The organism is Wenxinia marina DSM 24838, assembly GCF_000379485.1.
Taxonomy (GTDB): domain Bacteria; phylum Pseudomonadota; class Alphaproteobacteria; order Rhodobacterales; family Rhodobacteraceae; genus Wenxinia; species Wenxinia marina.
This window is the reverse complement of the sequence record NZ_KB902280.1, coordinates 37,738-59,587: the sequence shown is the minus strand read 5'-3', so window position 1 is coordinate 59,587 and position 21,850 is coordinate 37,738. Positions and strand designations below refer to the sequence as shown.

At 69.9% G+C, this 21,850-nt stretch carries 19 protein-coding genes and 1 tRNA gene; 14 read left to right on the top strand and 6 right to left on the bottom strand.

What is annotated here, in order from left to right; translation table 11 throughout:
* Positions 1-85 precede the first annotated feature (85 nt).
* Entirely contained in the window at positions 86-2,515 is a 2,430-nt protein-coding gene (ligD, locus tag A37W_RS0105090) for a DNA ligase D (RefSeq protein ID WP_018301946.1), read from the bottom strand.
* A gap of 3 nt (positions 2,516-2,518) precedes the next feature.
* Positions 2,519-3,508, bottom strand: coding sequence for a non-homologous end joining protein Ku (gene ku, locus A37W_RS0105085; protein WP_018301945.1), 990 nt, complete (start codon positions 3,506-3,508; stop codon positions 2,519-2,521).
* A 138-nt stretch (positions 3,509-3,646) separates the two neighbouring features.
* On the opposite strand from ku, the gene pcaH reads away from it, so the two are divergent.
* From pcaH to A37W_RS0105035, 9 genes are all read left to right on the top strand, one after another.
* On the top strand, positions 3,647-4,375 hold the full coding sequence (gene pcaH, locus A37W_RS0105080; RefSeq protein WP_018301944.1) for a protocatechuate 3,4-dioxygenase subunit beta: 729 nt from the start codon (positions 3,647-3,649) through the stop codon (positions 4,373-4,375).
* Entirely contained in the window at positions 4,375-4,995 is a 621-nt protein-coding gene (pcaG, locus tag A37W_RS0105075) for a protocatechuate 3,4-dioxygenase subunit alpha (protein WP_018301943.1), read from the top strand. The genes pcaH and pcaG overlap by 1 nt, the downstream gene beginning before the upstream one ends.
* The gene (locus tag A37W_RS0105070) at positions 4,992-5,840 is read left to right on the top strand and encodes a 3-oxoadipate:acetyl-CoA acetyltransferase (RefSeq protein ID WP_018301942.1); all 849 of its coding nucleotides are present in this window, start codon (positions 4,992-4,994) and stop codon (positions 5,838-5,840) included. Before pcaG ends, A37W_RS0105070 begins: the two co-directional genes overlap by 4 nt.
* Before the next feature lie 105 nt (positions 5,841-5,945).
* Positions 5,946-6,896 (top strand): sugar-binding transcriptional regulator, encoded by a 951-nt coding sequence (locus A37W_RS0105065; protein WP_018301941.1) that lies wholly within the window; start codon positions 5,946-5,948, stop codon positions 6,894-6,896.
* Between the two features lie 194 nt (positions 6,897-7,090).
* Positions 7,091-8,407, top strand: coding sequence for an ABC transporter substrate-binding protein (locus A37W_RS0105060; protein ID WP_018301940.1), 1,317 nt, complete (start codon positions 7,091-7,093; stop codon positions 8,405-8,407).
* Positions 8,408-8,598: 191 nt separating this feature from the next.
* On the top strand, positions 8,599-9,465 hold the full coding sequence (locus tag A37W_RS0105055) for a carbohydrate ABC transporter permease (RefSeq protein WP_018301939.1): 867 nt from the start codon (positions 8,599-8,601) through the stop codon (positions 9,463-9,465).
* Positions 9,466-9,668: 203 nt separating this feature from the next.
* Positions 9,669-10,499, top strand: coding sequence for a carbohydrate ABC transporter permease (locus A37W_RS0105045; RefSeq protein ID WP_018301937.1), 831 nt, complete (start codon positions 9,669-9,671; stop codon positions 10,497-10,499).
* 12 nt (positions 10,500-10,511) lie between these two features.
* Positions 10,512-11,516, top strand: a complete 1,005-nt coding sequence (locus tag A37W_RS0105040) for an ABC transporter ATP-binding protein (protein WP_018301936.1) — start codon at positions 10,512-10,514, stop codon at positions 11,514-11,516.
* Positions 11,517-11,564: 48 nt separating this feature from the next.
* Positions 11,565-13,031 carry a mannitol dehydrogenase family protein gene (locus tag A37W_RS0105035; RefSeq protein ID WP_018301935.1) on the top strand — a complete coding sequence of 489 codons (1,467 nt, stop codon included), beginning with the start codon at positions 11,565-11,567 and terminating at the stop codon, positions 13,029-13,031.
* Here A37W_RS0105035 and A37W_RS0105030 read toward each other — a convergent pair.
* The 3 genes from A37W_RS0105030 to A37W_RS0105020 form a co-directional block, all read right to left on the bottom strand.
* Positions 13,019-14,389, bottom strand: a complete 1,371-nt coding sequence (locus A37W_RS0105030; protein ID WP_156169097.1) for a sensor histidine kinase — start codon at positions 14,387-14,389, stop codon at positions 13,019-13,021. The two genes, A37W_RS0105035 and A37W_RS0105030, sit on opposite strands and share 13 nt — an antisense overlap.
* A 167-nt stretch (positions 14,390-14,556) precedes the next feature.
* A tRNA-Gln gene (locus A37W_RS0105025) sits at positions 14,557-14,631 on the bottom strand.
* A gap of 56 nt (positions 14,632-14,687) precedes the next feature.
* A complete protein-coding gene (locus A37W_RS0105020) occupies positions 14,688-15,992 on the bottom strand; it encodes a mechanosensitive ion channel family protein (RefSeq protein ID WP_018301933.1) in 1,305 nt (434 codons plus the stop codon).
* A gap of 233 nt (positions 15,993-16,225) precedes the next feature.
* Here A37W_RS0105020 and A37W_RS0105015 point away from each other — a divergent pair, with 233 nt between their 5' ends.
* From A37W_RS0105015 to A37W_RS0105000, 4 genes are all read left to right on the top strand, one after another.
* Positions 16,226-17,578 (top strand): mechanosensitive ion channel family protein, encoded by a 1,353-nt coding sequence (locus A37W_RS0105015; protein ID WP_018301932.1) that lies wholly within the window; start codon positions 16,226-16,228, stop codon positions 17,576-17,578.
* Positions 17,579-17,716: 138 nt separating this feature from the next.
* Positions 17,717-18,046 (top strand): ArsR/SmtB family transcription factor, encoded by a 330-nt coding sequence (locus tag A37W_RS0105010; RefSeq protein ID WP_018301931.1) that lies wholly within the window; start codon positions 17,717-17,719, stop codon positions 18,044-18,046.
* A complete protein-coding gene (locus A37W_RS0105005; protein WP_018301930.1) occupies positions 18,043-18,537 on the top strand; it encodes an SRPBCC domain-containing protein in 495 nt (164 codons plus the stop codon). Before A37W_RS0105010 ends, A37W_RS0105005 begins: the two co-directional genes overlap by 4 nt.
* A gap of 162 nt (positions 18,538-18,699) precedes the next feature.
* The gene (locus A37W_RS0105000; RefSeq protein WP_018301929.1) at positions 18,700-19,554 is read left to right on the top strand and encodes an EamA family transporter; all 855 of its coding nucleotides are present in this window, start codon (positions 18,700-18,702) and stop codon (positions 19,552-19,554) included.
* Here A37W_RS0105000 and A37W_RS0104995 read toward each other — a convergent pair.
* Entirely contained in the window at positions 19,551-21,065 is a 1,515-nt protein-coding gene (locus A37W_RS0104995) for an ATP-binding cassette domain-containing protein (RefSeq protein WP_018301928.1), read from the bottom strand. The two genes, A37W_RS0105000 and A37W_RS0104995, sit on opposite strands and share 4 nt — an antisense overlap.
* Positions 21,066-21,471: 406 nt before the next feature.
* Here A37W_RS0104995 and rsfS point away from each other — a divergent pair, with 406 nt between their 5' ends.
* Entirely contained in the window at positions 21,472-21,849 is a 378-nt protein-coding gene (gene rsfS / locus A37W_RS0104990; protein ID WP_018301927.1) for a ribosome silencing factor, read from the top strand.
* Position 21,850: the final 1 nt, after the last annotated feature.

Genomic DNA, 21,850 nt, shown 5'->3' with positions numbered 1-21,850 from the left:
ACCGACGCCCGCGCGATGGAAGAATATTGCGAGGGAGGACCGCTCCAGGTCAAACCTTATCGTGCCGACGTCGCCGATTGGCCGATCACGTCTCGCGCAGCGACGCCTCCAGCTTCTCCACCACGGCAGCCGTCAGGCCCTGCGGCGCAGGCCGGTCCGCAGGCCAGTCCCGCTCCAGGCCCTCGTCCATGCCGAAGGAGGACGCGCTGTCCAGGCCGTCCAGCTCGTCCCACGAAACCGGCACCGCGACCGGCGCCCCCTCGCGCGCGCGCAGCGAGAAGGGCGCGACGGCGGTGGAGCCGCGGTCGTTGCGCAGCCAGTCGATGAAGATGCGGCCCTTGCGCTTCTCCTTGGACATCGTGGCGACGAAGCGCTTCGGCTCTTCCTCCGCCAGCAGCGTCGCCATCGTCCGCGAGAACAGCGTCACCGCGTCCCAGCCCGCGGTCCGGCGCAGCGGCAGGATCACGTGCACGCCCTTGCCGCCGGTGACCATCGCCTCCGACTCCAGCCCCAGGTCCGCGAGCCGGTCCCGCAGGTCGCGCGCCGCCGCCTTCACCTCGCCGAAGCCCAGCCCCTCGTCGGGGTCGAGGTCGAAGACCATGCGGTCGGGCCGGTCCAGCCGGTCGCGGTGCGCCGGCCAGAGGTGGAACTCGATGGTGCCCATCTGCGCGGCGCCCACGAGGCCGGCGGCGTCGGTGACGTACATGTAGTCCGCCGTCTTGCCATTCGATTCCTCGATCGCCACGTCCTTGAGCGCATCGGGCCAGCCCTTGCCGGCGTGCTTCTGGAAGAACCGCTCGCCCTCCAGCCCCTCGGGCAGGCGCACCAGGGACAGAGGCCGATTCGCCGTCTCGACAAGCATCCGGTCGGCGATGGCCTCGTAGTAGCGGGCGACGTCGAGCTTGGTCTTCTTCGCCTTCGGATAGACGACGCGGCCCGGGCTGCTGACCCCGACGCCCGCCACCTCCACGCGATCCCTGTCCGTCACCTCGCGCACCTCCGCGATGTCGTTGCCGGCCGTCACCTCGTCCGCCGCCTTGTCCTGCCGCAGGCCCATGAAGGCCGGGTGGCGCAGGCGGCCGTCGCCGGTGATCTCGCCATAGCGGATCTCGGCGACCAGCTTGGGCGTGATCCACGTCACGTCCTTCGCCTCCGCCCGCTCCACCTCCACCGGGGCGGTCTTGCGCGCGAGCGGTCGCATCGCCGCCATCACGTCGTCCATCGTCTGCGCGTCCCAGCCGGTGCCGACCTTGCCGCGATAGACCAGTTCGCCCTGCTCGTACGTGGCGAGCGCCAGAGAGGCGAAAAGCCGGCCCTTCTTGTCCGACTTCTGCCAGCCGACGACGACGAACTCGTCCCGCCGCTCGCATTTCAGCTTGAGCCAGTCGTCGCTGCGGCCGTGCCGGTAGGGGGCGTCGATGCGCTTGGAGATGAGGCCCTCGCCGCCGGCGCCGCAGACCGCCTCGAACGGCGCGACCGGGTCGCCCTCGATCAGAGGCGACAGCTGCAACGCGCCGAGCGGGACGACCTCCTTCAGCAGCTTCTCCAGCGCCGCGCGGCGGTCCTTGAGGGGCTGCTTCTCCAGGCTCTTGCCGTCCAGCGACAGCAGGTCGAAGGCGTGGAAGGTGTAGGGCCCGCCCGCCTTGATGACCTTCTGCAGCGTGCCGAAGCCGTGCAGGCCGGCGCCCGCCACGATTTCGCCGTCGATCAGCGCCGTGTCGCAGGGCAGGGCGTCGAACCACGGGATCAGGGCGGCGAAGCGGTCGGACCAGTCGTGGCCGTTGCGCGTCCAGAATTTCGGCCCGCCCTCGCCGAGCGCGACGAGCGTGCGATAGCCGTCGAACTTCAGCTCGTGCCAGCGGCCCTCGACCTGTCGCGGCGCCACGCGGCTGAGCGTCGCCAGCTGCGGCTCGGCGAAGCCGGGCGCCTTCCCCTTGCGCTCGGCCGGAGGCACCACGTCGCCGCCCTTGCCGATCTGCGCCATCGTCCGTCCGGTCGAGACGCTTTTCGTCCAGCGCCGCACCGGGTCGGCCCGGCCCGCGGCCTCGTCGTCCTCCTTGATGAGAAGCCAGTTGTCGCCCTTGTCGTCCGTCTTCATGCGGATCAGGTTCCACCGCCCCGTCAGCCGCTGGCCGTGCAGCGCGAAATGCAGGTGCCCCTTCTTCAGCCCCTTGGGGACGGGGTCGAGCGGCTGCCAGTGGCCGACGTCCCACAGCATCACCGTGCCCGCGCCGTAACCCTCGGGGATCACGTCCTCGAACGTCAGGTAGTCGATCGGGTGGTCCTCGGTCCGCACCGCAAGCCGCTTGTCGGAGGTCTTCAGCGACGGCCCCTTGGTGATCGCCCAGGACAGCAGCACCCCCTCCCATTCCAGCCGCAGGTCGAAATGCAGTCGCGAGGCGTCGTGCTTCTGGATCGAGTAGCGGGGCGCGGGGCCGGGCGCGGTGTCGCCGCCCATCGGCTCGGGCGTCCGGTCGAAGTTCCGCTTGGCGATGTAGCGGTCGAGCGCGCCCATGGGTCAGGCGCTCTTCTTCTGGCGGGCGGTCGAGGATTTGGAGGTCGCGCTTTTCGACGACGATTTCGAGGCGGAGGACTTGGCGGTCGACGACTTGGACGCGGAGGACTTCGCCCCCGAGGATGTCGTCCCCGACGACTTCGCTCCGGACGACTTCGCCCCGGACGACTTCGACGACGCCCGCGACTTCGACGGCGCCGCGTCCTTGTCCGCGAGGCTCGCCTTCAGGGCGCCCATCAGATCCACCACGTTCCCGCCCTTCGGCCGGTCGCCCTCGCCCTCGGTCAGGGCGCGGGGCACGTCCTTGTCCTTGCGCTTGGCCTCGATCAGCTTGCGCAGCGCGGCGTCGTAATGGTCGGTGAAGGCGTCCGCCTCGAACGGGCCGGTCTTGCGATCGATCAGCTGCGTCGCGACGTCCAGCAGCTCGTCGTCCGACGCCTCGTCGCCGATCTCCGAGAACAGCGGCTCGGCGTTCCGGATCTCGTCGGCGTAGTGCAGCGTCTCCAGCAGCAGGCCGTCGCCGCAGGGGCGGATCGCGCAGAGGTATTCCTTGCCCCGCATCGTCACCTGCCCAAGGCCGACCTTCTGCGCCTGCCGCAGGGCATCGCGGACCACGCGGTACGCCTCCTCGGCCATCTCGTCGGACGGGATCAGGTAGTAGGGCCGGTCGAAGTAGATCGGCGGGATCTCGGCGACGCCGACGAACTGCACCAGCTCCAGCGTGCGCTTCGTCTCGAGCTTCAGCGCGTCGATCTCGTCGGGTTCCAGCAGCAGGTACTCGTCCTTGCCGACCTCATAGCCCTTGAGGATGTCCTCGGCCTTCACCGGCCCGACGCCCGGCACCGTCTTCTCGTACCGCACCTTCTTGCCCGAGGGCCCGTGGATCTGCCGGAACGACACGCGCGAGCCGGACTTGTGGGCCGAGTGCATCTCGACCGGGATCGAGACCAGCGACAGCCTCAGCTGCCCTTTCCAGACGGCGCGCGATGCCATGGCTCACCCTTTCGTGTGCATACGGGCCGTCAACGCGCGCCGGCGCCGCCCCGGTTCCGGGGTGTCGGTGCATTGCAAATGCCGGCGACGCAGCGCAGAACTGTTTCCGCGGACACGAAATGAGGGAGGGGTCGGCCGATGGCGAAACTGGGCGAGTTCTATCAGAGGGACCGGAGCCTGCATCCGCCGGCCCTGACGCCGGTCTACAAGACGTCGGTCGCCCGATCGCCCCGGTTCTCGCTGATCTCGCTGGAGAATTCGGCGTCCGAGACCACCGGACCGACCTTCGGGCAGGGCGACATCGCGCCCGGCGACAACGACCTTCTGACCAACTACGCGGCCGACGGCGAGACGGCAATCGGCGAGCGCATCCTGCTGCACGGCCGGGTGCTGGACGAGAACCGGCGCCCGGTGCCGAACACGCTGGTGGAGATCTGGCAGGCGAACGCCGGCGGCCGCTACCGGCACGTGAAGGACACCTACTTCGCCGCGCTCGACCCCAATTTCGGCGGCTGCGGCCGGACGCTGACGGACGAGAACGGCTATTACTGCTTCCGCAGCATCAAGCCCGGCGCCTATCCCTTCCGGAACTACGTCAATTCGTGGCGGCCGGCGCACATCCACATGTCGGTCTTCGGCTCGGGCTTCGTGCAGCGGCTGATCACCCAGCTCTACTTCGAGGGCGACCCGCTGATCCCGCACTGCCCGATCATCGCCACGCTCCCCGACAAGTCGGCGGTGGAGCAGCTGACCGCCGCGCTGGACCTCAACGCGACGATCCCGCTGGACACCATCGCGTGGAAGTTCGACGTGGTGCTGCGGGGGCGGCGCTCGACCATGTTCGAGAACCGGATGGAGGGCAACTGATGTCGCAGAAGCTGGACTACCTGCGCGAGACGGCCTCGCAGACCGCCGGACCGTACGTCCATATCGGACTCGCGCCGCTGGCGACGGGGATCGAGATCTTCGACCACGACCTGGGGCTGGACATCGCCGGGCCGAACGCAAAGGGCGAGCGCATCCGCGTCGAGGGGCGGATCATCGACGGCATGGACACGCCGCTGCGCGACGCCCTGATCGAGGTGTGGCAGGCGAACGCCGCCGGCATCTACGCGCACCCCGAGCACGAGGGCGAGGTCGAGGAGGGCTTCCGCGGCTGGGGCCGCTCGGTCACCGACTTCCAGAGCGGCGAGTGGCGCTTCGACACGGTGAAGCCGGGGGCCGTGATGGGCCGCCACGGCCGGCCGATGGCGCCGCACCTGAACCTGTGGATCGTGGCGCGGGGGATCAACATCGGCCTGCATACCCGGATGTATTTCGGCGACGAGGACGCGGCGAACGCGGACGACCCGGTCCTGAACCTCATCGAGTGGGAGGGGCGGCGCAAGACGCTGGTCGCGCCGCGGGAGGTGCGGGACGGCATGCCGGTCTACCGCTTCGACATCCGCCTGCAGGGCGAGGGCGAGACGGTGTTCTTCGACGTATGACCGACATCGCCGGCAGGCCCTGCATCATCTGCGTCGCGATCACCGGATCGCTGCCGACCAAGACGAACAATCCCGCGGTCCCGATCACGGTGGCCGAGCAGGTGGAGTCGACGCAACAAGCGTTCGAAGCGGGGGCGAGCATCGTCCACGCCCACGTCCGCAACGACGACCAGACGCCGTCGTCCGATCCCGAGAAGTTCGCGCGCCTGAAGGAGGGGCTGGAAAAGCACTGCCCCGGCATGATCATCCAGTTCTCCACCGGCGGCCGCTCGGGCGCCGGGCAGGCGCGGGGCGGTATGCTGCCGCTGCGGCCCGACATGGCGTCGCTGTCGGTTGGCTCCAACAACTTCCCGACGCGGGTCTACGAGAACCCGCCGGACCTGGTGGACTGGCTCGCGGCCGAGATGGTCACCTACGGCGTCAAGCCGGAGGTGGAGGCGTTCGACCTGTCCCACATCCTCAAGGCCAAGGCGATGTGGGACGCGGGGCAGACCGCCGACCGGCCTTACGTGCAGTTCGTGATGGGCGTGAAGAACGCGATGCCGGCGGACCGGGACGTGTTCGACTACTACATCCGCACCGTGCATCGCCTGTTCGGCGAGGACGCGCCCTGGTGTGCGGCCGGGATCGGGCCGAACCAGATCGTCCTCAACGAGTGGGCCATCTCCTCCGGCGGACATGCGAGGACGGGGCTGGAGGACAACGTCAGGATCGACCGCGAGACGCTGGCGCCGTCGAATGCGGCCCTCGTCAAGCGCGCCGCCGAAATCTGCGCGCAGTACGAGCGGCCCGTCGCGACGTGGCAGCAGGCCCGCGAGTTGCTCGGGCTTTCGCTCGCTGCGTGAGCAATGCTGCACCGCAGAAAGTGAGCGTTTGCCCGTGCAGCGAGCATCCTGCTTGATTGGCTCCCGCCGATGAACGATAGTCCCGTCTCAGGCGGAGGAGGGGTCGTGACGGTGGATCGGCAGGCACGGCGGCTGGACGAAGCGGCGCGCGCGGCGTGGTTGTCCTACGTCGCCGGCAAGACCCAGGACGAGATCGCCGAGATCATGGGCGTGTCGCGCCAGTCGGCGCAGCGCCTCGTCAGCCAGGCCATGAAGGCCGGGCTGGTGAAGGTGCGGATCGACCACCCGATCTCGCGCTGCCTCGACCTTGCCCAGCGCCTGCGCGACCGGTTCGACCTCACCGAGTGCGAGATCGTGCCGTCGCTCGCCGGCGACGCGGCCTCGTCGCTGGCGGTCAGCCGCGCGGTGGGCGACCGGATCGAGGCGTGGCTGCTGCGGCCCGATCCGCAGACGATCGGCCTCGGCACCGGGCGGACGCTGCGCGCGGCGGTGGAGCACATGCCGAAGATCGACTGCGCCCGCCACCGCATCGTCTCGCTGACCGGCAACATCGCCGCGGACGGCTCGACCGCCTATTACAACGTGCTTTTCACCATCACCGACAAGGTGACGGCGCATACGTTTCCGATGCCGTTGCCAGTCATCGCCGCCTCGGTGGAGGAGCGGAAGACGCTGCTGGGGCAGAAGACCCTGTCGGCGGCGAGCGCGCTGTCGGCGCAGACCGACGCGCGGTTCGTCGGCATCGGGATGATGAGCGCGAACGCCCCGATCCTGCTCGACGGGTTCATCGGGCAGGAGGACGTCGACCGCCTGCGCGCCAAGGGCGCGGTGGGCGAGATCCTCGGCTGGGTCTACGACCGGAACGGCGAGATCCTCGACGACGACATCGTGCGCCGCGTCTGCTCGGTCGAGCTGGATGTGGGGCGGGCGCGGATGACGATGGGCGCGGCTCAGGGCCTGTCCAAGCTGCCGGCGATCCGCGCCGCGATTCGCGGCCGGCTGATCGATTCCCTCACCACCGATGAGACCACCGCCGAGGCGCTACTCGACGCCTGAGAGGCCGGTGCACCGCCCTTGCACCGCCGTGCACAGCCCGTGCACCGGCGAATGCGCCGTTGTGCGCCAAGCCGCACCTTTGCGACGACTGCCCGCGCGATGGGCAATTGACACAGGGTCACTGCTGCCGGTAATCTGCCCGTGAGCGAAGCAAATGCTCACTAGAGCCAGATGCTCAAGACCGGGAGGACTTCATGACCACCACCATCCGCGCCCTTCTGGGCGCCTCCGCGCTGTGCGCCGTCGGCACCCTCGCCGCCGCGCAGGAAGGCACCGTGACCATCGCGACCGTGAACAACGGCGACATGATCCGGATGCAGGGCCTGACCGACGACTTTACCGCGCAGTACCCCGACATCACCCTCGAGTGGGTGACGCTGGAGGAGAACGTGCTGCGCCAGAACGTGACGACCGACATCGCCACCGGCGGCGGCCAGTACGACGTCATCACCATCGGCACCTACGAGGTTCCGATCTGGGGCGCGAACGACTGGCTGGTCTCCCTCGACGAGGGCATGGCCGAGGACTGGAATTCCAGCGACATCCTGCCCGCCATCGCCGGCGGCCTGACCGTCGACGGCACGCTCTACGCCGCGCCGTTCTACGGCGAGAGCTCGATGGTGATGTACCGCACCGATCTGATGGAGCAGGCCGGACTCGAGATGCCGGACGCGCCGACCTGGGACTTCATCCGCCAGGCCGCCGAGGCCATGACCGACGAAGAGGCCGAAATCTACGGCATCTGCCTGCGCGGCAAGGCCGGCTGGGGCGAGAACATGGCGTTCCTGACCGCCATGGGCAACTCGTTCGGCGCCCGCTGGTTCGACGAGGACTGGAACGCCCAGTTCGACAGCGAGGCCTGGGCCAACACGCTGAACTTCTACCTCGACCTGATGACCAACTACGGTCCCCCGGGCGCGGCGAACAACGGCTTCAACGAGAACCTGGCGCTGTTCCAGCAGGGCAAGTGCGGCATGTGGATCGACGCCACCGTCGCCGCGTCCTTCGTGACGAACCCGACCGACTCCACCGTCGCCGACAGCGTCGGCTTCGCTCTGGCGCCCGACAACGGTCTGGGCAAGCGCGGCAACTGGCTGTGGGCGTGGTCGCTGGCCATCCCCTCCTCGTCCGACAACGTCGACGCGGCCAAGGCGTTCATCTCGTGGGCCACGGGCCAGGGCTACACCGAACTCGTCGCCTCGGAAGAGGGCTGGGCGAACGTGCCGCCGGGCACCCGCACCTCGCTGTACGAGAACGAGGAGTACCTCGCCGCCGCGCCGTTCGCGCAGATGACGCTGGACTCGATCAACGCGGCCGATCCGACCAACCCGGCGGTCGACCCGGTGCCGTACACCGGCGTCCAGTTCGTCGCGATCCCCGAGTTCGCGGGCATCGGCACCCAGGTGGGCCAGCAATTCTCCGCCGCGCTCGCCGGTCAGATGACCGCCGAAGAGGCCCTCGCCTCGGCGCAGGAGATCACCACCGACGAGATGGAAGCCGCGGGCTACTGATCCCGGCCGGCCGCCCCCGACGAGGGCGGCCGATCCTTCCCGACGGAGGCGCCTTTCGCGGGCGATTCACCAGAACGATGGGATCCCACTGACCCCATCCTCCGGAGAGGGCGGACCTCCCCCGCCCCTCCGGTCCACCGGCGGCCCGCGCCACCGGCAACGTCCCGCCCTCGCGCATGGAGGAGGCGCCGATGGCCACCCAGCATTCCCGTTCCGCCGCCCGTCTCATGATGGCCCCGGCCGTGTTCGTCCTGCTCGTCTGGATGCTCGTGCCGCTCATCATGACGCTGTATTTCTCGGTGCTTGACTACCGGCCGATGCGCGGCGCCTTCGACTGCTGCGTCGGGCTGTCGAACTACACCAGCTTCCTGACGTCCTCGGCCTTCCTGGACTCGATCCTCGTCACCCTCGTCATGGTCGGCGGCATCCTCGCGATCACCGTGGTCGGCGGCGTCGCCCTCGCGCTGCTCCTCGACAAGCCGATCTGGGGGCAGGGGATCGTCCGCATCCTCGTCATCGCGCCGTTCTTCGTGATGCCGACGGTCAGCGCGCTGGTCTGGAAGAACATGTTCATGGACCCGGTGAACGGCCTCCTGGCGCACCTGTGGGAGTTCTTCGGGGCCGAGCCGATCTCGTGGCTGAGCGATCTGCCGCTGTTCTCGATCATCCTGATCGTCAGCTGGCAGTGGCTGCCGTTCGCGACGCTGATCCTGCTGACGGCGATCCAGTCCCTCGACAGCGAGCAGCTGGAGGCGGCCGAGATGGACGGCGCGCCCGGCTATTCGCGGTTCCTGTGGATCATCCTGCCGCACATGGCCCGCGCGATCACCGTGGTGATCCTGATCCAGACCATCTTCCTTCTGTCGATCTTCGCCGAGATCTTCGTCACCACGAACGGCGCCTTCGGCACCCGCACGCTGACCTACCTGGTGTACCAGCGCGTGATCGAGAGCCAGAACGTCGGCCTCGGCTCCGCCGGCGGCATCATCGCCGTCATCCTCGCCAACATCGTCGCGATCTTCCTGATGCGGATCGTGGGGAAGAACCTCGATGCGTGACCGCAGGACACCCGCCCCGGCCTTGAGCCGGGAGCCCGCCCCGGCCTTGAGCCGGGAGCCCGCCCCGGCCTTGAGCCGGGGCCTCGCGCCGGGGGAGCGCGACCTCGCCGTGGCCCCCCGGCCGATCGAGGTCCCGGGTCAGGCCCGGGACGGGCGCCACCACGGGGCGACCGTTTCACCCAATCCGGAAAGGAGCGTCTGACATGGCCCGCGCCGTCACGCCGCAGAAGAAGGCCCTCTGGACGGTCCTCGCCTGGATCGTCGGCCTCATCATCTTCTTTCCGATCCTCTGGATCATCCTCACCTCGTTCAAGACCGAGGCGACGGCCATCGCCGATCCGCCGGTCTGGTTCTTCTTCGACTGGACGACCGAGAATTACGGCATCGTGCAGGACCGCTCGGACTACTTCCGGTTCCTCTGGAACTCGGTGATCCTGAGCGTCGGCTCCACCGCCGTCGGCATCCTGATCGCGGTGCCCGCCGCCTGGTCGATGGCCTTCGTGCCCGGACGGCGGACCAAGGACATCCTGATGTGGATGCTGTCGACCAAGATGCTGCCGGCGGTGGGCGTCCTGTTCCCGATCGTTCTGATCGCCAAGTGGCTGAACATGTACGACAGCTACATTCTGCTGATCGGGGTGCTGACGCTCATCAACCTGCCGATCATCGTCTGGATGCTCTACACCTACTTCAAGGAAATCCCCGTCGACATCCTCGAGGCGGCGCGGATGGACGGCGCGACCCTGCGGTCCGAGATCCTGTACATCCTGACGCCGATGGCGATCCCCGGCATCGCGTCGACGGTCCTTCTCAACATCATCCTCGCCTGGAACGAAGCGTTCTGGACGCTGAACCTGACCACCGTGTCGGCGGCACCGCTGACCAAGTTCATCGCCAGCTACTCGTCCCCCGAGGGGCTGTTCTTCGCCAAGCTGTCGGCGGCCTCGACCATGGCCATCGCGCCGATCCTCATCCTCGGCTGGTTCAGCCAGAAACAGCTCGTCCGCGGCCTGACCTTCGGCGCCGTGAAGTAAGGGAGACTTCGCATGGGACGCATCACGCTCGACAAAGTGACCAAGCGCTTCGGCGAGGTCGAGGTCATCCCGCCGCTGGACCTCACCATCGACGACGGCGAGTTCGTAGTCTTCGTCGGCCCCTCGGGCTGCGGCAAGTCCACCCTGCTGCGGCTGATCGCGGGGCTGGAGGACGTGTCCTCGGGCCAGATCCGGATCGACGGCGAGGACGCGACGCAGGCGCCGCCGGCCAAGCGCAAGCTGGCGATGGTGTTCCAGTCCTACGCCCTGTACCCGCACATGTCGGTGCGCAAGAACATCGCCTTTCCGCTGCGCATGGCCGGCATCGACAAGGCCGAGCAGGACCGCCGGATCGAGAACGCGGCCAAGGTGCTGAACCTCACCGACTACCTGGAACGCCGCCCCGGCCAGCTGTCCGGCGGCCAGCGCCAGCGCGTCGCCATCGGCCGCGCCATCGTGCGCGAGCCGGCGGCGTTCCTGTTCGACGAGCCCCTGTCCAACCTCGACGCCGCCCTGCGCGTCGGCATGCGGCTCGAGATCAGCGAGCTGCACGAGCGGCTGAAGACGACGATGATCTACGTCACACACGACCAGGTCGAGGCGATGACGATGGCGGACAAGATCGTCGTCCTGCGCGCCGGCAACATCGAGCAGGTCGGCTCGCCGCTGACCCTGTACCGCGAGCCGCGCAACCTGTTCGTCGCCGGCTTCATCGGCTCGCCGAAGATGAACCTGATCGACGGGGCCGAGGCGGCGAAGCACGGCGCCAGGACCATCGGCATCCGGCCCGAGCACATCGACGTCTCGCCGCAGGCGGGGACGTGGGAGGGCACCGTCGGCGTCTCCGAGCATCTCGGCAGCGACACCTTCTTCCACGTCCACGTGGACGGCATGAAGGAGCCGATCACCGTCCGCGCCGGCGGCGAGGTGGGGCTGCACCACGGGGACAAGGTGTACCTGACGCCGCAGCCCGAGCGCATCCACCGGTTCGACGACAAGGGGCTGCGCATCGCCTGAGCCGCCGACCCGGTGCGCACAGACACGACAGCTTGAAGAGAGGCCGACATGGCGATCCGACTGACCGACGCGGCCCTGCGGCAGCTGCCCGCGGGCGTCTCCGCCCCCGGCTACGACCGGGCGGCCCTGACCCCCGGCATCCTGCATTTCGGGGTCGGCAACTTCCACCGGGCGCACCAGGCGGCCTATCTCGACGCGCTGTTTGCGAAGGGGCTCGGGCAGGACTTCGCCATCGTCGGCGCCGGCGTGATGCCCGGGGATGCCAGGGCGCGCGAGGTGCTGGGGGCGCAGGACTGGCTGACGACGCTGGTGGAGCAGGAGGCGGGGCGCAGCGACGCGCGCATCATCGGCTCCATGATCGACTACCTGCCCGTCGCCGACGTGGCGGCGATCACCGCCCGGCTCGCCGACCCGGCGATCCGCATCGTCTCGCTCACCGTGACCGAGGGCGGCTACTTCCTCGATGCCCGCGACCGGTTCGACCCGGGTCACCCGGCCATCGTCGCCGATGCCGCCAGCCCCGACGCGCCGAAGACGGTGTTCGGCCTGATCCTGAAGGGCCTGCGCGCCCGCCGCGACGCCGGGCATGCGCCCTTCACCGTGATGTGCTGCGACAACATCCCCCACAACGGCGAGGTCACCCGCGGCACGCTGACCGGCCTCGCCCGGCTGTCCGACCCGGCCTACGCCGACTGGATCGCGGCCAACGTCGCCTTCCCGAACGGCATGGTCGACCGGATCACGCCCGCCACGTCCGACCGCGAGCGGCAGATCTGCCGGGACGAGTGGGGCATCGAGGACGGTTGGCCGGTCTTCTGCGAGGGCTTCACCCAGTGGGTGCTGGAGGATGACTTCCCCGCCGGCCGCCCGCCGCTGGAAGAGGTCGGCGTGCAGTTCGTCCCGGACGTCGTGCCGTTCGAGATCATGAAGCTGCGCATTCTCAACGCCGGGCATGCGGTCATCGCCTACCCGGCGGGCCTCCTCGACGTGCATTTCGTCCACGAGGCGATGGAGCATCCGCTCGTCTCCGCCTTCCTGGAAAAGGTCGAGCGCGAGGAGATCATTCCCGGCGTGCCGCCGGTGCCGGACACCGACACGTCCGACTATTTCGCGCTGATCCAGCGCCGCTTCGCCAATCCCAAGATCGGCGACACGGTGCGCCGCCTCTGCCTCGACGGGTCGAATCGTCAGCCGAAGTTCGTGGTGCCCGCGATCCGCGACGCCCTCGCCCGCGGCGGATCCGTCGCCGGGCTCGCGCTGGAGAGCGCGCTGTGGTGCCGCTACTGCCATGGCACGACCGAGAGCGGGGCCGAGACCGCGCCGAACGATCCCAACTGGGACAAGTTGCAGGCCCGCGCCCGGGCGGCGAAGGAGGCCCCGCGCGAGTGGCTGAGCCTGTCGGACGTCTACGGCGACCTCAAGGACGACGAGACGTTCGCGTCTGCCTTCGAGGCGGCCCTGACCGCCCTGTGGCGGGACGGGACCGAAGCGACCCTGCGCGCCTACATCGGCTGAAGCACCACGTCGATCGTGGCGCTCAGGCCCGCCGGGTCGAACGTCACCGACACCTCGTGCGGCGATGGCAGCGCCGCCCGGCGGAGCAGCACCATGCCGAAGCCGTCGCCGGCCGGCGGGCAGACCGTCGGGCCGCCGCGTTCGGTCCAGTGCAGGCGCAGGCCGCGCGGCGTCTCTCTCCACGCCACCCGGACCTCGCCACCGTTGCGGCTGAGGGCGCCGTGCTTCGTCGCGTTGGTGCCGAGCTCGTGCAGCACCATGGCCAGGCCCGAGGCGGTCCGCTCGGGCAGCGTCATGTCCGGCCCGTCCATCGCGATGCCGTCGCTGCCCGGGCGGCGGAACGGCGCGAGGATCCGGTCGACGATATCGACGAGCGGCACGCTGAGACCGTCCTCGGCGCCGAACATCAGGTCGGCGGAGGCGCCCATCGCCCGCAGCCGGTCGACGTAGGTCGCGTGCGCCTCGTCCCGCGGCCAGGTCCGCCCGGCGAGGACGCCCGCCATCGTCACCATGTTCTTCATCCGGTGCCGCAGCTCGCGGGCGATGGTCGCGAGCCGTTCCTCGTTCGCCACCTGGTCGGTGACGTCGAAGACGACGCCGATCGCCCGCCTGCGTCCCGAGCCGTCGTCGGGCGCCAGGGCGGCGCGGACGGTGAGCACCCGCTCGGTCCCGTCGCCGAGGACGTGGCGCACCCGGGTCTGGATCGAGGTGTCGCCCCGCGCCATCGCCTCGGCATTCTCGCGCTCCAGCCGCTCGGCCTCGCCGGGGGCGTAGGTCGCGCGCAGGTCGGCGGGCGTCGGATCGGAGTCCTCCGGAAATCCGTACAGCCGCTTCAGCTCGGGCCCGGCGACGAGGGTGTCGCTCTCGATGTCGAGGTCCCAGACCGCCATCGCCGCCGCGTCGAGCGCGATGCGCAGCCGCGCCTCGCTGATCGCCAGCGCGCGGCGCGTCTCCTCGGCCTCGGTGATGTCCTCGACCGTGCCGGTGAAGCGCACGGCGCGGGCGTCCGGGCCGTCGCCCGAGAATTCGGCCAGCCCGCGCGCCCTGATCCAGCGCCGGTCACCGGTATCGCCGCGGCGGATGCGGTAGGTGTAGGTTTCGGTGGAGCGCAGCAGCGGGTCCAGCACGCGCCCCGTCGCGGCGCGGGTGGCCTCGCTGTCCTCGGGGTGGACGAGCGCGCGGATGTCCTCGATCGAGAGGCGCCCCTCCGGGGGCAGGCCGAAGATGTCGCGGGCGGACGGGGAATAGTCGAAGGCGTCGGTGACGAGGTCCCAGTCCCAGACCCCGATTTCCGCCGCCCGCATGGCCCGTTCCAGCCGCTCCAGCCGGACAGGGGCCTCGGCCATGTCTTCGCTCACGACGACACCGTGCCTCCTTGCCCGTAATGACGTTTTTTGACCGTCGTGCCTTGCCCCGGCCCGACCTTATCCGAACGCCGACCCAGATCCAGCCTTACCGAAGGCCAGTCGGCGCGGCGTGCGGGCAGCCTCGTCAGTCAGGCGCGACAGGGGATGCGGGGGAGTGCTGGCTGGGGAGGCAGGATTCGAACCTGCAACCTGCGGTACCAAAAACCGTCGCGCTACCGTTGCGCCACTCCCCATCAGCGGGGGCTGTCTACGTCGGCCCCGCGGGACGATCAACCCCATTTTCCGGCGTTCACTCCGCCCTGGCGTCCTCGGTCAGGAAGTCCTGCGTCTCGGCCTTGTCGCGCTCGGCCGCGGCGATGTCGTCAAGCGCGGTCTGGGTGATCTCGCCGACCTCCTTGACCTCGCGGCTCTCGGCCGGGGCGGCGGGGGCGGGGGCCTGGTCCTCGCCGGGCAGGCGGACGGTGAGCGAGGTGTCGTAGAGGCCGATCCCCGCTTCGGCCAGCGCCAGCTTCACCAGGCGCAGCGCCTCGCCCTTGGCACGCAGCAGCGACGTCCCGCGCTGGTCGATCCAGCCCACGGTGACGATCTCGACCCCGCGGTCGGTCACGCCCTCGATCCAGGCGTCCGAGGCAGGGACGGCCAGGGTGAACGGCAGCCCCTTCACCACGTCCTGCGCCGTCGTGAGCGCCAGCGCGAGGTCGCTGTCCGTCGCGACCCAGAGCGAGAACTTGAACCGTCTTTCGGGGTTCAGCGTGTAGTTCACGATCCGGCTCTTGAAGACGATGGCGTTGGGGATCCGGATCTGGTTGCCGTCGAACGACAGCAGGATCGTCGCGCGGCTGGTCATCCGGATCACCTTGCCCTCGTCGCCGTTCAGCTCGATCACGTCGTTGGGCCGGAACGGCTGGCGGATCGAGAGCATGATCGAGGCGATGTAGTTCTCGACCGTGTCCTTCACCGCGAAGCCGACGGCGAGGCCGACGATGCCCGCCGCGCCGAGGATGGTGCCGAGAAGCGCCGAGGCGTTGAGGACGTCGAGCGCGACAACGACGCCGCCGACGACGAAGACGATCATCACCACCTGCGCGTAGAGCGAGGCGATGAAGGCGTTGGGCGCGATCCGCTGCCACAGCCGGACCCGGTTCGACAGCAGGTGTCCGACGAAGGCGATGAGGGCGAAGGCGGCCCCCGCGATCAGGACGAGCGGCAGCGAGGTGACGAACTGGTCGAGCCGCCCGCGGAACCGCTCGAGCGCGGGGTTCAGGCGGCGGCCGATGTCCGTCGTCTCGGTCACCTGGTTGCGGATCGCGACGACGCCCTCGACCCGGCCGACGAGCGCGTCGAGCGCCTCGATGTCGGTCAGCGACGTCGCGGTGCCGCGCAGCCGGACGATTCCCTCGGAAACCTGCACGGTCACGTCGTCGTAGCCGCCGAGCTCGGCCAGGATCTCTCGGATGCGCACCGCGATGTCGGCGTCGAGGACGGCGTCGCTTTCGGCCGCGATCTGGCCGTTGGGTCCGCCCGCGTCCTGCGCGGTCAGGGCCGGGGCGGCGAGGGCGAGGGCGACGAGGAGGAGGAGACGGAGAAGGCGCATCGGATCAATCGGCTGGACAATGGCCGCCACCCTAGGCGGCGCGGCGGCGGGCGCCAAGGGCAGGAGCGACGGACCGGGAGCCGGGGCGAGTGCCGTCGGGCGGTCGGCCGATGGCGCCGGTGTCCGGACGGGCCGCGGCCGGACGCCGGGCGCTGGCGACCCGGACCGCCCCCGACCCCGCGACTTGCCGCCAAGCCACCGCCGCACCATCATTTCCCCGGCAGGGGAGAGGCATGGACCAGACCACGACACAGGAGCTGCTCGGGATCGGTCAGGACATCCTCGGCCAGATCGAGCTGTTCCTGATCGGGCTGATGCGGGAGTGGAACCTGTACCAGCTGCTGATCCTGCTCGCCGTCTTCCTCGCCGCGACGCTGCTGAAGCGGCTCACGGCGCCGCCGCTCCACGACTGGATGCGCTCGCGCCGCGACTGGCCGATGTGGCGGATGCGCTACCTGGTCGTCCTGCACAAGCGGCTGCGGGCGTTTTGGTTCGTCCTCCTGCTGTGGCTCGTCGTCTGGGTCATGCGCGAGGCGACGTGGCCGTCGCGGTCCTACCTCCTGGGGGTCGCGGCGAACCTCGCGACGGCATGGCTGATCGTCGTCTTCGCGACCCGGCTGATCGGGAATCCGCTGCTGCGGTCGATGATCCGCTGGTCCGCCTGGATCTGGATCACGCTGCGGATCCTCGGCCTGACGGAAGAGGCGGTGCGCGTCCTCGACGGCGCCGCGGTCCAGCTCGGCGACCTGCGGCTGTCGCTGTGGCTGGTGGTGCGGGCGGTGTTTTGGCTCGGGGTGCTGCTGTTCGTGGCGCAGTTCCTCGCGCGCTCGTCCGCGTCCCGGATCCGCGCGAACGAGGACATCAGCCCGTCGATGCAGGTCCTCGCGGTCAAGGTCCTGCAGATCGTGTTCTTCACCGTGGCCTTCCTGATCGGGCTGCGGGTGATCGGGGTGGACCTGACCGGCTTCGCCGTGCTGTCGGGCGCGATCGGCGTCGGCCTCGGCTTCGGCCTGCAGAAGGTGGTGTCGAACCTCGTCTCGGGGGTGATCCTGCTGCTCGACAAGTCGATCAAGCCGGGCGACGTGATCTCGCTCGGCGAGACGTTCGGCTGGATCACGACGCTGGGCGCCCGCTACGTCTCGATCACCACGCGGGACGGCAAGGAGTACCTGATTCCGAACGAGGATCTCATCACCGGTCAGGTGGTGAACTGGTCCCACAAGGACAGGTTCGTCCGGCTCGACATCTATTTCGGCACGTCCTACGGCGACAATCCGCACGACGTGCGCCGTATCGCGATCGAGGCGACGAGCGCGGTGCCCCGCGTCCTCGCCGACCGGCCGCCGGTCTGCCACATCGTCGGCTTCGGCGATTCGTCGGTGGACTACATCCTGCGGTTCTGGATCACCGACCCGACCGGAGGCCTCACCAACATCCGCGGCAACGTGTACCTCGCGCTGTGGGACGCGTTCCAGGCGAACGGCATCTCCATCCCGTTCCCGCAGCGCGAGGTGAAGGTGCTGGACGGCTCGACGCTGGGGGTCGCCCGCCCGTCCCGGGCCGACCGTCCCGTCTCCGGCGACTGACCGGATTTCGACGCTCCATTGCGGTTTCCGTCCGGCTTCCGCCCGAGCGTTCGCGCCCTGCGCGAGGCCCGGCCCGCTGCGCACGGTCGTGCCGCGAAGGCGCTTTACATTACATAAGAATTATATAACATGAGTCGTATGAATAGAACCGACACCCTCTTCGCCGCCCTCGCCGACCCGACCCGTCGCGCCATTCTCGCCCGCCTCGCCGAGGGCGAGGCCGGCGTGATGGAACTGGCCGAGCCGTTCGAGATCAGCCAGCCGGCCGTCACCCGCCACCTCAAGGTGCTGGAAGGCGCCGGCCTGATCCTGCGCCGCGCCGAGGGGACGCGCCGGCCCTGTTGCCTCAACCCCGATGCGCTGGGCGAGATCGAGGCCTGGTGCACGCGCCTGCGCGAGACCTTCGCCGCGAACTACGACCGACTCGACACCCTCCTCGCCAACCTGCAACGAAAGGATGCCCCATGAACGCCCCGACCCGCCTGACCCTCGCCACCGAGGGCGACACCGAGGTCGTCGTCACCCGACGCTTCGCCGCCCCGCCCGAGCTCGTCTATCGCGCCCATGTCGAGCCGGACCTGATCCGCCGCTGGATGACCGGCCCCGACGGCTGGGAGATGCCCCGCTGCGAGTGCGATCCCCGCCCGGGCGGCGCGATCCGCTACGACTGGGCGCCCGCGGGCGGCGGCGAGGGCGGCTTCCACCTGACCGGGGAGTTCCGTGAGCTGGTGCCGCATTCCCGCATCGTCCACGTCGAGCGGATGCACCTGCCGGACCCGACGCCGGACAACGAGATCACGACGACCTTCGAGCCCACGGCCGACGGCGGCACCCTCCTGACCGCGCGGATGCGCCTTCCGAACGCCGAGTCGCGGGCGGCGATGCTCGCGTCCGGCATGGAACACGGGATGGAGGACAGCTACGCCCGCATCGACGGGCTGTTCGCGGACGCCGGCTGAAGACCGGGCGCTCCCCGGGCCGCGCGCCCCCGTGGTGGCGCGCTCTCGGCCCAGGGCCGGGACGGGTGGACCGTGCGGCGTGCCGCGCGGTGGTCCGCCGCCGTTCTCCCTTTCCAATCCCGCCGCGTCGTGGTCGAACGGCGGCAGGCAGGAGGCAACGGCATGAGCGGCACGGTCTTTCTGGCGGTCATCCTCGCCGCCATCCTGCACGCGGTGTGGAACGCGCTGGCCAAGGGCGGCGGCGACAAGGAGCTGTCGATGACCGCGGTCGTTGTCGGCCACGCGCCGCTCGCCGCGCTGACGCTGCTGTTCGTCGCCCCCCTGCCGGCGCCGGAGAGCTGGCCGTTCGTCGGCCTCTCGATCGTGCTGCATTTCGGCTACCAGGTCTTCCTGATGAATGCCTACCGCCACGGCGACCTGACGCAGGTCTATCCGATCGCCCGCGGCACCGGCCCGCTGGTGGTGGCGCTGGTCACCGTCGGCCTGATGGGCGCGCACCTGACGGGGACGGAGATGCTGGCGGTCGGGGTCATCACCGCGGGCCTCGTCTCGCTGGGGCTCGTGCGCAGCCGGGACGGGCAGCGCAACGGCAAGGCGACGGGCCTCGCGCTCATCGTGGGCGGGTTCATCGCGGCCTATTCGCTGTCGGACGGGACAGGGGCGCGGCTGGCGGGGACCGCGCTCGGCTACTTCTCGGTGCTGGCGCTGGTGAACGCGGTGGTCTTCGCCGCCTTCATGGCGTGGCGTCGGCCGGGCCTTCTGGCCCGGCTGGCACGGGGCGAGGCGCGGCGGACCTTCTGGATCGGCGGCAGCGCGTCGTTCGTCGCCTACGTCATCGTCGTCTGGGCGTTCACCCAGGCGCCGCTGGCGCTGGTGACGGCGCTGCGCGAGACGTCCATCGTCTTTGCGCTGCTGATCGGCGTCGGGCTGATGGGAGAGCGGCTGGACCTGCCGAAGCTCGTCTCGACCTTCGTCACGATCCTCGGCGCCGCCCTCCTGCGCCTGTCGAAGCCCTAGCCGTCCATCAGCCGGTCGAAGACGGGGTCGGGGTCGTCCACCTCGACCAGCCGCTTGCCGTCGATGACCCACACCCGCGTCGCCACCGCGCGGAAGAAGGCGCGGTCGTGGCTGACCAGCAGCGCCGTCGCGCCCTGCTCCAGCAGCTCGGTCTCCAGCGCCTCCTGCCCCTCGATGTCGAGGTGGTTCGTAGGCTCGTCGAGCAGGTAGAGGTTCGGCCGCTCCAGCCGCAGGCGCAGCAGGGCGAGGCGGGCGAGCTGGCCTCCGGACAGGCGGGACAGCGGAGTGCGCTGCAGGTCGACGACGATCCCCGCGCTCGCCAGCATCGCGCGGGAGCGGGCGTCGCCGTGGTCGAAGTCGCGGGAGACGACCTCCCACGGGGTGTCGAACCCGGCCAGCTGGTCGAGCGCCTGGTCCGAAACGCCGGCGACGACCGACGCGGCGGGCCGGATCGCCGGATCGCCGCCGGCGAGCGCCTTCGTCACCCGGTCCATCAGCCGCGTCTTGCCGGCGCCGTTGGGGCCGAGGAGGGCGACGCGGTCGCCCTGCTCCACCCACATGCGGGGCAGGCGGAACAGGACGCGGCCGTCCGGCGCGGCGATCTCCGTCTCCTCGAACGACAGGAGCGCCCTGGCGTGGGTGCCGGAGTTGGTCAGCCGGATCGCGCCGGCGGAGCGTTCCTGGTGCGCGGGGCGGGCGGCCTCCTCGAGCTTGGCGGCGCGGTCGGTCAGCTGCTTGGTCTTGGTGACCAGCAGGTCCGAGCCGGAGTTGATGCCGATGTTCTTCAGCTTCGCCGCCTGCTGGCGCAGCTGTTTCACCTTCTTCATCTCGTTGGCGAAGGCGCGGTCGGCCGCCGCGTCCCGCTCGTCCAGCGCGCCGCGGGCGGCGGAGTAGGGCAGGGCGAACTCCGCCGACGTCTCGGGGCGCAGGAACAGGGTGCGGGTGGTCACGGCGTCGAGGAAGGCGCGGTCGTGGCTGGCGGCGAGGACGGCGGTGCCGTTCGGCAGCGCGGCCAGCCACCGCTGGACGAGGCCGATGCGGGCGAGGTCGAGGTGGTTCGTGGGCTCGTCGAGGAGCAGGAGGTCCGGCTCCAGCACCGCCGCCCGGGCGAGCAGGGCCATCCGCTGCCAGCCGCCGGACAGCGCGCCGAGCGGCCGCTCGCGCAGGTCGCGCGGGATCTCCAGGTCGTCCATCGCGATCTCGGCCCGCCAGCTCTCGGTCTCCGCCGTCTCGGCGTCCAGCAACGAGGCGGCGACGGCGGCGAGGGGCAGCGGCAGCAACTCCTCCGGCGGGTCCTGCGGCACCAGCGCGACGAGGCAGCCGCGGCCGCGGGTGAGCGTGCCCGAGGTCGCCTCGTCGCCGCCGGCGAGGAGGCGCAGGAGGGAGGACTTGCCGCGGCCGTTGGCGGCGACGAGGCCGATCCGGTCGCCGCGGGCGATGGTCAGGTCGAGGCCGGCGAACAGCGTGTCGCCACGGGTGAGGGTGAGGGCGGAGAGGGCGAGAAGGCTCATGGGGTCTGTCCAGTCGAAGAGAGGCGTGGCGCACGGGGGCGCCGGACGGACTGACCGGTCGGACGAAGCCTCGGGGTCAGCCCTGCGAACGGGTCCGCAGGGCGGCGACGGGGCCTCGGGTGCGATCGTGGAACCGGCGCGCGTGCACGGGGCTCCCCTCCTTCTCTGACGGGGTCGTCATAGCGCAGACGGACGCAGCGGAAAAGTCCGGACGCTCGGGGTCGTGCCGATGCGGAAACGGGACGCGGGACGGCGCGTCCCGTTTCATTGAAATGTCGCGCGACGGCGGCTACATTCGAGCCAGAGCCCGGCGCCGGGGCCGCGTTTCACGGCGTGCAACCCGGAGGACGATGACCTGTCCCAGACCCACCCGGCGGCCGGAGCCGCCAGTTCGACCGGCGCACGCATGACGAGCCGCGCCACCTACACAAGCGATCAGCTGCTGCAAGCGATCCTCGCCTCCCTCGACGATGACAAGGCCGAAGACGTCGTGCAGATCGACCTGCGCGGTCGCTCCGACATGGGCGACTGGATGGTCATTGCCTCGGGCCGCTCGACCCGCCAGGTCGCCGCGATCGCCGAGAAGCTGGCCGACCGGCTGAAGCAGGAATTCGGCCTCGTCGCCAAGATGGAAGGCAAGGAGGCCGCGGATTGGGTGCTGATCGACACCGGCGACGTCGTCGTCCACGTCTTCCGCCCCGAGGTGCGCGAGTTCTACCAGCTCGAGAAGATGTGGGCGCCCGCCGCCACCACCGCCGAGGCGCGCGCGGCCAAGTTCCGCTGAC